At 33.2% G+C, this 13,259-nt stretch carries 10 protein-coding genes and 1 pseudogene; 6 read left to right on the top strand and 5 right to left on the bottom strand.

Going from position 1 to position 13,259, the window contains the following annotated elements:
- The first annotated feature begins 85 nt into the window (after nucleotides 1-85).
- From K0R77_RS03470 to K0R77_RS03455, 4 genes are all read left to right on the top strand, one after another.
- The gene (locus tag K0R77_RS03470; RefSeq protein WP_300347877.1) at nucleotides 86-1,276 is read left to right on the top strand and encodes an acyloxyacyl hydrolase; all 1,191 of its coding nucleotides are present in this window, start codon (nucleotides 86-88) and stop codon (nucleotides 1,274-1,276) included.
- 142 nt (nucleotides 1,277-1,418) lie between these two features.
- A complete protein-coding gene (locus K0R77_RS03465; RefSeq protein ID WP_300347874.1) occupies nucleotides 1,419-3,626 on the top strand; it encodes a polyribonucleotide nucleotidyltransferase in 2,208 nt (735 codons plus the stop codon).
- Between the two features lie 182 nt (nucleotides 3,627-3,808).
- A complete protein-coding gene (locus K0R77_RS03460; protein ID WP_300347871.1) occupies nucleotides 3,809-4,165 on the top strand; it encodes a hypothetical protein in 357 nt (118 codons plus the stop codon).
- Between the two features lie 504 nt (nucleotides 4,166-4,669).
- Nucleotides 4,670-5,104, top strand: a complete 435-nt coding sequence (locus tag K0R77_RS03455) for a cold-shock protein (RefSeq protein ID WP_300347864.1) — start codon at nucleotides 4,670-4,672, stop codon at nucleotides 5,102-5,104.
- A gap of 56 nt (nucleotides 5,105-5,160) precedes the next feature.
- Here the strand turns inward: K0R77_RS03455 and K0R77_RS03450 are convergent, their stop codons facing one another.
- The 5 genes and pseudogenes from K0R77_RS03450 to K0R77_RS03430 all read right to left on the bottom strand — a co-directional run bounded on the left by K0R77_RS03450 (nucleotide 5,161) and on the right by K0R77_RS03430 (nucleotide 11,515).
- On the bottom strand, nucleotides 5,161-6,219 hold the full coding sequence (locus K0R77_RS03450) for a nucleotidyltransferase domain-containing protein (RefSeq protein WP_300347862.1): 1,059 nt from the start codon (nucleotides 6,217-6,219) through the stop codon (nucleotides 5,161-5,163).
- Nucleotides 6,216-7,112, bottom strand: coding sequence for a hypothetical protein (locus tag K0R77_RS03445; RefSeq protein WP_300347856.1), 897 nt, complete (start codon nucleotides 7,110-7,112; stop codon nucleotides 6,216-6,218). The genes K0R77_RS03450 and K0R77_RS03445 overlap by 4 nt, the downstream gene beginning before the upstream one ends.
- Before the next feature lie 2 nt (nucleotides 7,113-7,114).
- Nucleotides 7,115-9,133: a hypothetical protein gene (locus K0R77_RS03440; RefSeq protein WP_300347850.1), complete on the bottom strand. Its 2,019-nt coding sequence runs from the start codon at nucleotides 9,131-9,133 to the stop codon at nucleotides 7,115-7,117.
- 110 nt (nucleotides 9,134-9,243) lie between these two features.
- A pseudogene (locus K0R77_RS03435) lies at nucleotides 9,244-9,993 on the bottom strand (nucleotidyltransferase domain-containing protein).
- A 139-nt stretch (nucleotides 9,994-10,132) separates the two neighbouring features.
- Nucleotides 10,133-11,515, bottom strand: a complete 1,383-nt coding sequence (locus K0R77_RS03430; RefSeq protein ID WP_300347847.1) for an RtcB family protein — start codon at nucleotides 11,513-11,515, stop codon at nucleotides 10,133-10,135.
- Between the two features lie 100 nt (nucleotides 11,516-11,615).
- Here K0R77_RS03430 and K0R77_RS03425 point away from each other — a divergent pair, with 100 nt between their 5' ends.
- The gene (locus K0R77_RS03425) at nucleotides 11,616-11,954 is read left to right on the top strand and encodes a HopJ type III effector protein (RefSeq protein ID WP_300347841.1); all 339 of its coding nucleotides are present in this window, start codon (nucleotides 11,616-11,618) and stop codon (nucleotides 11,952-11,954) included.
- 258 nt (nucleotides 11,955-12,212) lie between these two features.
- Nucleotides 12,213-13,223: a WYL domain-containing protein gene (locus tag K0R77_RS03420; RefSeq protein ID WP_300347834.1), complete on the top strand. Its 1,011-nt coding sequence runs from the start codon at nucleotides 12,213-12,215 to the stop codon at nucleotides 13,221-13,223.
- Nucleotides 13,224-13,259: the final 36 nt, after the last annotated feature.

Genomic DNA, 13,259 nt, shown 5'->3' with positions numbered 1-13,259 from the left:
ATTGGTAATAAATGTTTACATAATCTTTATTTACTTTGATGAAAGAATAGTTAAATTTGCGCTTTTCACATTTTAAATAAAAGATTTGAAATACTTTTACTCATGTTTTTTTCTGTTTGTATCTACTCTTTTCTTTTCTCAGGATTTAGATACGATTCCAAAATCAAATTTACGGGCAACAGCAAGTCTGCAGATCGGGAAATTTTTAGGAACCAATGATTATCTGAAAACTCTTGATCACAGACAATTTATTGGTGCTGCTGCAGAACTGACCGTGCAAACCGAAGGGAGCAAAGAATGGCATAAAAGATTTGGTTATCCTTATTATGGTGGTGGGATTTTAGCATTAGACTTTCTGAAAAACAGTGATATGGGACATCCTTTTGCGGTTTACGGTACATTTGGAGGGGCAATTAAAGAAACAAATACCCATTCTTGGAATTATGAAACGAGTGCAGGTTTTGCATTTGGCTGGGAACCATTTAATCTGGAAAAGGGATATTTGAATGAAACTTCAGGGTCATCGGTCAGTATTTACATCAATTTAGGAGCGAGTTACAAATATTACTTAGGCAAAAATTTTGATTTGGGATTAGGCCTTAATTTCAATCACTTTTCAAATGGTGCTTTAAAACATCCTAATAAAGGAATGAATACTTTTTCTCCCAAATTATCTCTTACATATCACTTTGATAAAAGATTGATTCACGCAAAAGATTCTGTGTCGTCATTTGATAAATATTCAACTTTAGACATCAATGTTTTCGGCGGTGTGCGGCATTCGATATTTTTGGGTAAAGATGATGGTTTTGAATATTCTGATGTTAATTTAACCGAAAAATTTAAAGGTGAATATTATCAGAACTGGGGTGTCGAAACAGTTTATCACAGGCAGGTTACATACAAATCTTCTTTAGGATTAGGAGTAGGCCTTTTGTATGATGAAGATTATAACAACAGATTTTATCAGGATGAAAGTGGGGCAATTCAAACTGAAAAGAGATTTAAACATGACAATCTTTTACTTAATATTTTCCCTTCTTATCGTCTTACGATTTCAAGATTTGCTGTTCAGCTGCAGCCGGGATTTTATTTGTTTAAAAAGTCTGTTGACCGACGTTATGATAAAACTATTTTTTATCAGCGAGTTGGTTTTCAGTATACCATTGGAAAAAACTTGTTAGTCGGAATCGCATTGAAATCTTTCAAATTTCACAAAGCTGATTATATTGAATGGAGACTTGGATACAGGATTTTTAATAAGAAAAATTTATAATTCAGGTAAAATTAATATGAATATTTCTTCTTATCAACTTTAAATCTTGTATTTAAAACAAAAGCCTTAAATTTGCAAACGAAATTTAGACGAAATATAAATAATTAAAGCGCTCAATACGGAGTGCAACACAAAACAATTTATGAGTATACCTCAAGCAATTACAGAGACGATCATTCTTGCAGACGGCAGAGAGATCACAATTGAAACAGGAAAATTAGCGAAACAAGCTGATGGTTCTGTAGTCGTAAAAATCGGCGGAACAATGCTTTTAGCAACTGTTGTAGCCAGCAAAGAAGCAAAAGATGGTGTAGATTTCTTACCATTAACAGTAGATTACAGAGAAAAATTCTACGCAGGTGGAAAAATCCCTGGAAACTTTTTCAGAAGAGAAGCGAGACCATCAGATCAGGAAATCCTGACGATGCGTTTGGTAGACAGAGTTCTAAGACCATTATTCCCGGAAGATTTCCATGCGGAAGTTCAGGTAATGATTTCATTAATTTCTTATGACGGACAGTCAATTCCTGACGATTTAGCAGGTCTTGCAGCTTCGGCAGCGATTGCAATCACCGATATTCCTTTCAACGGACCGATGTCTGAAGTAAGAGTAGTAAGAATTGACGGGAAATTAGCTGTAAATCCTAATTATGAAGATCTTAAATTGGCTGACCTGGACATCATGGTGGGTGCAACTAAAGATTCTATCGTAATGGTGGAAGGCGAGATGAAAGAAATCACAGAAGCAGAAATGCTTGAAGCGATTACTTTTGCTCACGAAGAAATCAAAAAACAAGTTGAAGCTCAGGAAAGATTAGCTGAAAAAGTAGGAAAATCATTCCCAAAAAGAGAATACAGCCACGAAAATCACGATGAAGCCATCCGTGAGAAAGTGTGGAAAGAAACATATGATAAAGTATATGAAGTAGCGAAATCGCCTTCAGGAAAAGAAGAAAGAGGAGAGAAATTCAAAGCTGTTTTGGCTGAATTTTTAGCTCAATATGTAGAGCATCCTGAAGAACTGGAGAGAGTAACGCCTTTCGCAAAAGTATATTACCACGATGTGGAAAAAGAAGCGATGCGTCAGATGATTTTGAATGATAAAATCCGTCTTGATGGTCGTGATCCTCAAACGATTCGTCCGATCTGGAGCGAAATCGATTATTTACCGGGAGCTCACGGTTCTGCAATTTTCACAAGAGGTGAAACTCAATCTCTGACAGCTGTAACTTTAGGTTCGGTAAAAGATGCGAACATGGTAGACAGTGTAATGGTAAATTACGACGAAAGATTCTTCTTACATTATAATTTCCCGCCGTTCTCAACAGGTGAAGCAAGACCTTTGAGAGGAACTTCAAGAAGAGAAGTTGGTCACGGAAACTTAGCTCAAAGAGCTTTGGCGAATATGATCCCGGAAGAAAATCCTTATACAATCCGTATTGTTTCTGATATTTTAGAATCAAACGGTTCTTCTTCTATGGCGACTGTTTGTGCAGGAACTTTAGCATTGATGGATGCGGGTGTTCAAATCAAAAAACCGGTTTCAGGAATTGCAATGGGATTGGTAACTGATATTAAAACAGGAAAATTCACTGTACTTTCTGACATCTTAGGTGACGAAGATCACTTGGGAGATATGGACTTTAAAGTAACCGGAACTGCAGACGGAATCACCGCTTGCCAAATGGACATCAAAATCCAGGGATTGTCGATGGATATCATGGAAAAAGCGCTTCTACAAGCTAGAGACGGTAGATTGCATATCTTAGATAAAATCACTGAAACTATCGCTACTCCAAGAGAAGACGTGAAACCACACGCTCCGAAAATGGTCATGCTTGAGATCTCTAAAGATTTCATCGGTGCTGTTATCGGACCTGGTGGAAAAATCATTCAGCAGTTACAGAAAGATACAGATACGGTGATCGCCATTGAAGAAGTTGGTGAAATCGGAAGAATTGAAATTTCTGGTGTTAACAGAGAAAAGATCAACGCAGCGATTGCAAGAATCAACGAAATTACTTTTGTACCGGTGGTAGGCGAAGTTTACCAAGGTAAGGTGGTAAAAGTAATGGATTTCGGAGCTTTTGTAGCGATTGCAAAAGGTACTGAAGGTCTTCTTCACATCTCAGAAATCGAATGGGCTCGTTTAGACAAAGTTCCTTATAATGAGGGTGACGAAGTTGAGGTGAAATTCATGGGTTATGATGACCGTAAAAAAATGAAACTTTCAAGAAAAGTTCTATTGCCAAGACCAGAAAGACCGGCTCCAAAACCAAGAAATGAAGGAAACGTAAATCCTGAAGGTCGGGACCAACCGGGAGAACACAAACCTTTGAACGAAGCTTAAGAAATCATTCTTAATCATATAAAAATCCCTCGAATTTTTTCGGGGGATTTTTATTTTAATTAATATTCATATTTTGAGTGGGTTTCTAAAATTTATTCTACTTTTAACTTAAAATTAATTCAATAATTAAAGGTTTCAAACCTAATATCTAAATTCTAATATCTAACTTCTTTTTCTAAGCTATGAAAAAACTTTTTATCCTTTCACTAATCGCTTTATCAGCTTTCAGTTTTGCCCAAACCGTCAATGATGTTCCATTGAAAGATATCGATGTAGATTACGTTCAGATCATTGGAACAGGCCGTTCGCTGAGTACGAAAGTGAATGTGGAAATCGATTTTGGGCAGGAAACAAAATCCATCTCATTTAAAAACGGAACCAACATCAAAGATGAAAGAGGGCGTAATGTGAAGTTCAATTCTATGATGGATGCTCTTAATTTTATGTCTGCAAATGGCTATTCACTTCAGTTTGCCTATACAACCAATAATGAAAAAGATGAAGCTGTATATTATATTCTGAAAAAGAAAGACAGGTAATCAATCAATAACATCCATTTAAAGTTAATTTAAAGCGGGTTTTTGTTTAAAGAAATAATCTGACATTCAATTATTTAAATAATAGTCTTCAAAATCCATGGAATTGTCGTATATTTGTATTATAATTAAGAAGAAGGTTTCTGCTTTTCTTAAACTATTAAAGTTTAGAATACTCTTTATCCCTCAGTTTTCTTTATTCTGACTGCCGTTTTTTCACTTTTATTTTTCTAAAATGAATATTGTGTCGGCAAAACGAATCACCAATACTGACAAACAATTCAGAACACCTTTTTATTTTTTCAGGAAGCGAAATGATTGAAATAATCACAGCAACTTCCCGGTAACGATCGTAAATCCTAAAAAATTTATTATCTGAATGAAGCGGAATCATTAGAAGAATTTCAACAGAAATCTTTTTATGATGGTAAATAATACCCTTTGATGAAATATTAAAAAAATCATCAATATTTAAATTCAAGAATAACAATTAATATACAATAATATATGGCGGATTCTTTCTCAAAAAAAGAAAACTTTAAGAAAAAATTACAGAAGCAAAAGGAAAAAGCGATACGTCGCGAAGACCGAAAAAATAGCAATGACAAAGGAAAAAGTCTTGATGATATGATCATGTATGTAGATGCAAACGGTCAGTTGACAAGTACACCTCCCGATAACTCTAATGCAGAGGCTATCAATTTGGATAACATTCAGTTGGGTGCAGCTCCGATCCAGGAGGAAGATCCAATCAAGTCTGGTATCGTTACATTTTTCAGCGATAAAGGATACGGATTTATCACAGAAGATAATTCTAAAGAAAACGTATTCTTCCACAGTAACAACTGTGTGGATATCATCAAAAAAGGAAACAAAGTATCTTTCGAAAAAGAAAGATCACCAAAAGGTTTTTCTGCGATCAATATCAAAATCATCAGATAGTTTTTTTAAACTATATATAAAACAAAACCGTCTCAGTAATGAGACGGTTTTTTATTTTAAGAATAGAGATTTTCTCTGATTTCCACTAAGATTTTGGTCGTTTTTCCAAGATCCGGAAAATCGGGAAGTGTTGAGACTGAATGATAATATTCAATCGACTGAATCAATTCTTCAGCTTTCTTCATGACGGCATCATACGACCAGTTTCCAGCTTTGATGTCCAATAATTCATCACGGTTTTCTACACGGATATTTAAAGAATTGGTTTTAAAAATCTGCTCACAAGACTGCAAAAGCCGAATCGTGTGCATCATATTTTTGCTGTCGTAGTTTTGCCCATGACTTTTATTGACATTGTAGCGATCGTCATTTCTTTCCGAAACCCATTTCCAGTATTCACGGTAATCTTTGCAATAGGTGGAGTAGGCATCGAGATTACAAAACATGAAAGCTACAGATTGTTCATCTTTCGGAATTGATGATAAAGAAACCTGATTGGCTTCTTCGTTCTGGATAATTCCTTTATAGTGTAAATCTCCCGATTCATTGTAGAAAACGGCAAACATTCCTTTGGTATTATCGATGTTGACCAATCCGCATTTTTCCTGAGTTTTTCCGTTTTTCAAAAGCCATTTTTTCAGTGGAAGAGAACCATTGTTTTCTAAAATATAGCAGAAATCAAGAATTGATTTTCTTTCCTTTTCAATAGGATTTAAAATCTTTTTATTGAGTCCTTTTGCTTTTTTGATCTGCGAAATCGCATAACCCGCAAAGGTATCTTTGCATAATTTGGAAAGAAAATCTTCAGGTTTCAGCAAATCCATCAACGGATTTTTATGCTGAATACAGTCATCCGGACTTGCCAGAATTTCCAAAATATTCGGATTGTTTTTCTGTAGTAATTCGACAAATCTTCCAATTTCATAATACGAAATATCATTAGTCTCATTAGAAATCTGCGGAATATAATTTAAGCCAAAAAATTCTTCTTTTGGTAAGTAATATACTCCCCGAATGTCTGTGTCTGAGTTTTCTGTTTCGAGGCCGAAGGAGCGGCTGCCGGAGATGGATTCTAGGAGGATGAGGTCTTTATTTTTTAGGTCTTGGATAGTCATGGTGCTTTTAATAATTCATCAATAATTTCTTTTTTGAATTTGGAAAAAGGTCTTTTATGATAATCTTTTTCTTTGATTTCTATACCGAAAACCATTCTATATGCTTCTTCTTTAGACATTAATTTTCCAAAAGTTTTATTAACCAAAATCTCTAAATAGTTGTCAGAATATTTATAACGTAATTCTAGTAAATCTTTTAGTTCTCGATCGGATTGCGTTTCATAAATCATATCAATTTTATTAAATTCAATAGTCCTTTTAGCTTTTTCACTAGTTGATTTAATGACTGCTTTAGGTTGTTTTATAGAACTAAGAGAATAGCTAAAGGTAAACATTGTGGTTTTATCATCTAAATATGGATGGTTAATGTTTACTAAAGCATTTTCCCAACCTCCAGCAGGAGCTTTACTATGTTTAATATGATTACAAGAATGGCAACTAGGAATTAAATTGTAAAAACTTAATGCAAGAATAGGAAAGGACTCTTTTGGAAACCAATGGTCAAGTTCTGCTCGGGCGTTGTTGAGTTTATCAAAATCTAAAGTGTAGTTTCGATTACAATATACACAGGTATCAATTTCTAAGAGATTTAAAAATTCTTTATTTGGAAAATTATCATAACCAGTTTGAATAAAGAAGCTTTTGATAAGTTTTAATTCATGACTTGACATCCATTTCTTTACAAATTCCTTATTTATTTCAAGTAATCTTTCTGGCTTAGCACTAATCAATTCATCTTTGTATTTATTTAAAAAATACAGGAATTCTGTACTAAGTTTTTTTTGAGTTTTTTCTCTCAATATATATCCTTTTTTTATAGTATCATCGAATACTTTACTTACTTTTTGATTATGAAATTCAATTGCTTGTTTTGTAGGATTTATATTTATCATAACTATCTTTGAATGGTGACTCCTAATTCTTGTGCTTTTTTAATCAATTCTTCTATTTCCTTGTCTTTGTTAAATTCTTCAGGGAATTTTTCGAAATACATATCTTCTAATTTGTATTTTAAAATAGGTTCGTCAATGATATCAATTATTTTTTTTGTATTAGCATTATCACTTATTATACTTTCTTTATCGTTTAGGTATTTAATAACTTCTTCAATCTTTTCTTTTGCAAAGTCTCCCATTAAGCCATCTTTAATGAAGAAACTATCGGATAATAGATCTGTAATGTTAGCGCCAAAAGATTTTGTGGGTTTTTCACTTTCTGATAAAATTTCTGTTGTAACTCCATTTTTTTTTAAATAGACTACATTACTATTTGGAATGTCTGAAAGAGTCAAAGGATCGTGCGTTGCAAAAACAATCTGTATATTTTTAATTTTGTCTTTTACAGAATTTATTAGAATAGGTAAAGTGGTTGTAAGAGCATTAATGTATTTCTTTTTCCATTCAGGATGAAATCCTAAGTCAGCTTCATCTAATAAAAAAATACAATTTTGATTATACTGATGGTCTCCGAATCTTTTTAAATAATCATAAATAGAAGAATATAAGTCTATTAAAGCTTTTTCCCCTGTTGATAGTTTTTTTGTCGATTTAATTTCTAATATATCTCTACTTCTATTTGGAAGTGAATCAGTTAATTCATCTTTAAGAAACTCATATGTTTTGATAAATTGATTGAAAGTCTCCAAATCTAACTTTTGAATGTCTATTTCAAGTCCTCCTTCAATTTCTATGGTAGATTCTTCATCTATAAGTTGATTTATTTGTTTGTAAAAATCCAATATACGTCTAAAAATAAATATATGATTTTTTATTGTTTTATTGATATTTTCGATTTTAAATCCACCAGGAAAAGTTCCATCTTTTAAGCTAATATTATCTCTTAATTCTTTTAATAAAATTTCAGAATCTCTAATCTCTATTTCATTTTTCTGTTTTCTTAAAATTCGATAAAAATAATTACTTGTTTGAATTATATATTTATTGAAAAAATGGTGCAATTTTTCATTAAAATTTTCTGCTTTCAGAATTTTATTAAAATCGTAACTTCCATTATCGCCAGTAATCGTAAAAGTATCATTAACAACTAAAAAGGATAGAATATTTACTTCTAAATTCTTTTTTAAATCTTTTCCGTCGTGTAAAAGATGAGAAGTTTCTTCAGAATTTTTATATACACTCCAAATATCAGTTAATTCTTCTTGTACACCCTTGTGCTTATTAAAAAAATCCTCTACTTCTTTTTCGTTTTCGAAACAGAAGCGCTGATGTTTTGCTCGATCCATTAAATCATTTCTAACTCTGTAAAATTTATTTCCTATCGTTGTCTGTATATAAACCCTTTCAAAATCATCTTTATAGAGTTGGTTTGCTTTGATTGTTAATTTTTCATAAGAAGGAAAATTTTCATATGATTTTTTTAAACTTTCAAGTAAGTTAGTATTTTTTAAAAAGAATAAATGTCTTTGAATGTTTTGAAGATAAAATGTAGAAATTGATTCGCTATGATGGTGAATCATACTTATTTGTGAATTAATATCAATTAAATCATGATCAATAACTGGAGAGTAATAAATTGTTTCAATTTCATTTCTTTTAATTTTAGTAATTTCATCAATTTCAAGTTTTTCTGAGAAATAAGAAAAACTGTCTTCTAATAAATTTTCAAAAATAAAAATACAATCAAAGACTTTATCTTGCCTGTCATAAGGTGAAAATATTTTATTTAGATTTCTGAAAAAACTTGTTTTTCCAGCTCCATTTTCTCCTACAATTGCTGATACTAAACATAGATTGTCACCCCAAAAATTTTCAATATGATTTGTATTTGGAACTCGAGTTACTTCATACTTGTTATCTCGTTTGTGTTTAATATCATAGATGTATTTTCCTCCAAGGTTTAATATAGATTCAGAAAATAGAAAATGTTCTTTTGTATATATTGCTACAAGCCTCATAGTTTAATATTTAGTTTTTTCTAATGTATTAATTTTTTGTATAGATTTCAAAGAAATAAATATATTTTTTATTTCAAAAAAACGACTACGGATTCCCGTAATCGCTTAATTCATATTGCTAATATCTCCCTAAAAACCCTCTCCATCTCATTTTTATCAGTTTTTCCTGATAATAAACCTTTAGACCTTTCCTCATTCTCCTTTACCATTTCCTCCAAAAACCCAAAAAGTTCCCAATCATTTGGATGGTAATAAGATTCTCCTTTTGTGGCTTTTAAGGCAACAAGATTTTCTATTTTGGTTCTTGTAAAATCATCCACTAAAACTAGCAATTCATTGAACAAAACTGGCGGTACCGTTCCTTTTTCTAATATCCATTTTCCTGTTAAAGCTGTTCGAAGGCAATAAAAATAACTTTTCAGTTTTACTTCATCGGTTCTGCAGGCTTAGAGATATTTTTTGCTCATGCTCAGATAATGGTAAGAAACCTTTATCGGAGAAAAGCAGGAATCTGCCAAAGGCTTAAAAGGATCATAAAACTTTTCATTTTTTACATAAACGATAGGAGAGTAGAACCAACTCAACAAAGCCGCATTGGACTTTAACAGCAGATGAAAAGTTTTTCTCAGATCCCATCCGGAGCCGTCCAGATCGTCTTCGGTCATGAATTCTATCGTTTCATCTTTATCCCATGGCGATAGATACCAGTCTTTTTCGTGACGATAGATGAATCGTATGTCATAATCGCTGTCAGGAGACGCAAAACCCCATGCTCGGCTTCCCGATTCTACGGCAAGAAGTATTTCTATGTTTCTTTTTGCCTCTATTTCTTTTAATTTTTCTAATATTTTTGGTGTCATTTTTTTGTTTTTTAATTAGAATTTATGCTTCAAGTTTGTCATTCCGTAGGAATCTCAACATCGCAAATAACTTTGCAGAGATTCCTACGGAATGACAAACTGTTTGAAGATTTTTAAAATAAGATTTGTATCAAAAAATCTATGCTTTTCTAAATTTCTTCTTCTTTTTCCAAGGCGCATTCTTCTGCACATCTCCCGCCATAATACATCCGTAAGGCATCACTTCATCCAACACTTCACAAAGTCCGTATTCTTCGATTTGTGCTCTCACGTTTTTGGCACTTTTATAAGCAGTTGGAAGTTCGGAAATATCAATTTCATTGGAGAAAAAACGGATATCTAATCCTTTGGTTTCTTCTTCAAAAACTTCTTCAATCGTTTTATGAGCCAGTGATTTTTTATGCTGCGTTCTGCTGAAATTCCTTCCTGCTCCGTGTGGCGCAAAACCAAGATTTCTCTCATTGGTTTTCCCCTGAACAATCAAAACGGGTTCTGACATATTCAACGGAATCAATCTTGGTCCCGTAATATCCGGCATAAATTTATCGTCAAGCGGAGTCGCTCCTTTTGCATGATAAAACAAATCTCCATCCTTGAAAACAAAATTATGTTCATTCCAATATCTGTTTTGTTTTTCGATATTCATTTTGTTTAAAACGGCATCGTGGATTGAAGTATGGTTTTCTTTTGTCCATGTTCTTATTAACTGCAAAGCTTCCCAATATGATTTTCCTTCTTCAGTTTCGTAAGGGATCCATGCGTTTTCTCTCAACGTTTCAGGAGAAATTTCCTGTCTGAATCTGTTTGCGACTTTCATTCCTTTATCGTACAAAGCAGCTCCAGGAGCTCTTGATCCGTGGTGAGTTACCAACATTGTATTTCCTGTATTTTTAGAAATTCCGACGAATAAGAAATGATTTCCGTCACCCTGCGTTCCCATATGAGAACGGGCAATGCTGATCAGTTTTTCGTCATTCAGAAACCAGTTTACTCTGAAAGCATCCATTAATTTCTGAGACATTTCCATTTGCTCACCTCTTGGTCTTCCTCCGGGTCCGAAATGTGTAATTGAATGGGCTACATCCAAAACTTCTTTAGGATCAGCTTTTCCAAAATCTGTCAGCATAACTGAACAACAGATATCTGCGCTATGAAATCCCGGGTGAATGGCATTTTTTGCCACAACAACTCCACCAACTGGAATCTGACCTTCAGAGCCTGTCGGACAGGCATCGGGCATGATCGCACCTGCAACCAAAGTCGGAGTTTTCATCAACACTTTCATCGTGTTGATTACTTTTTCGACGTTATCATTTTCACTTTCGTGTTCAGCTCTGATGTTGATGATGAAATCTTTTGGATTTTCATGAAGCGGAATTAAATCCGGTTGTCTGAACTGTTCTAAATATGCAGTGATCTGGTTTTCGTCTAAATTATTTTCGTTGATATGCGCAATTGCTTCTTTGAACCATTTTGCTGATCTGTATCCTAATTCGATTAAGTTGTTTCCGTTAAATTCCATTTTATTTCGTTTTGATAATGCAAAGTAATTCTCTTAATGCGCAATAATTTTGCGTAGATAAAATTATTTTAATTATTTTTGATAAATTAAAATCAAAAATATGCTATTTGAACAATTAGAAAATTCTCAGGATCAGGAACCAATTCAATTCAAAAATGTAATCGCATACATCGATGAACATTACAATTTCACTCCGACAAAATTCAAAAACGGGAATACGGTAAATGAAGCCGATCAAAATAATGGTTCGTGCAAAGTTTTCGGTTTTGCAAAATTGAATAGCTTATCTAAAGAAGATACTTTAAATCTTTTTGGAGAATTTTACAGAGAAGATGTTTTACAAAACCCGGAAGGAACAGATCATCAGAATATCAGAAACTTTATGGAATTCGGTTGGGAAGGAATTTCTTTCGAAGGTGACGCTTTGGCTAAAAAGTAAATTTATTTATTCATGTATTTTGTCATTCTGGAGGAATCTCAACAATTTTTTTATAATTAATTGCTTAGATTCCTCCAGAATGACAAAGTGACTGTTCATTTTTAAACACCCCGTCAAAAAATCGAAGATTATGCCTCAATATTTTTTATATTTAATTGATTCGGCGAATCTCGTTCCTCGATTTCCAAAGGAGGGGAATTCTTTGCGCCTTAGTCTTGAACTCAACCTTAATCATTGCTTTAACCTTAGTCTTAACTTATGTCATCCAACAAAAATGCTCTCATCCGCTACAAAACTTTAGATAAATGTCTCAAAAACAAGTATCGACAATATACTTTGGAAGATTTGATCGATGAATGTTCTGAGGCTTTGTTTGAATTTGAAGGCAAAGAATCGTTTGTCAGCAAACGAACCGTGCAGCTTGATCTGCAGAATATGCGCAGTGAAAAATTCGGGTACGAAGCTCCGATTGAGGTCTACGAAAGGAAATATTATCGTTACAGCGATCCTGATTACAGCATTCATCAAATTTCGGTCAATGAAAGTGATCTGAAAGCGATGAATAATGCAGTCCAGATTTTAAAGCAGTTCAAAGATTTTTCGATGTTCAAAGATATGAACGGGGTCATTCAGAAACTGGAAGATTCCATTCATGCGACCAATCAAAAGTCGATTATTCATTTAGATAAAAACGAACAGCTAAAAGGTCTGGAACATATTGATATTTTGTATGAAAGTGTTTTGAATAAGAAAGTTTTGAGAATTACTTATAAAAGTTTTAAAGCAAAAGAGGAAAATATTTTGACGGTGCATCCGCAATTATTAAAAGAATATAACAACCGATGGTTTTTGATTTGTTGGCACAAAAACGCAATTTACAATCTCGCTTTAGACCGAATTGAAAACATTGAAGTAGACGAAAAAGTAGAGTACATAGATAAAGATTTTGATGCAGACCGATATTTTGGTGAAGTAATCGGAGCAACAGTTTCTGAAACACAGCGTCCACAGAATGTGATTTTTATGGTTAATTTTAAGCATGCTCCTTATGTGAAAACAAAACCATTTCATCATTCTCAGGAAGTGATCAAAGAAGATGAAACCGGTACAACTTTTAAAATTTGTGTACAGCTTAATTTTGAATTAGAAAGAATGATTTTGGGAATGGGTGAGTTTCTGACTGTTTTAGCACCCAGAAAACTAAGGCAAAGAATTGCGAAAAGCATAAAGATTGCCAATGCAAATTATCAGGAACAATCTGATATGTAAATTATTTAAGTAAAATTTATGGCGCAGAAATTGTAA

Origin of the sequence: Chryseobacterium sp. (assembly GCF_029240215.1) — a bacterium.
GTDB lineage: Bacteria > Bacteroidota > Bacteroidia > Flavobacteriales > Weeksellaceae > Chryseobacterium.
The sequence above is the reverse complement of the archived record's forward strand: the minus strand, read 5'-3'. Positions and strand labels throughout refer to the sequence as shown.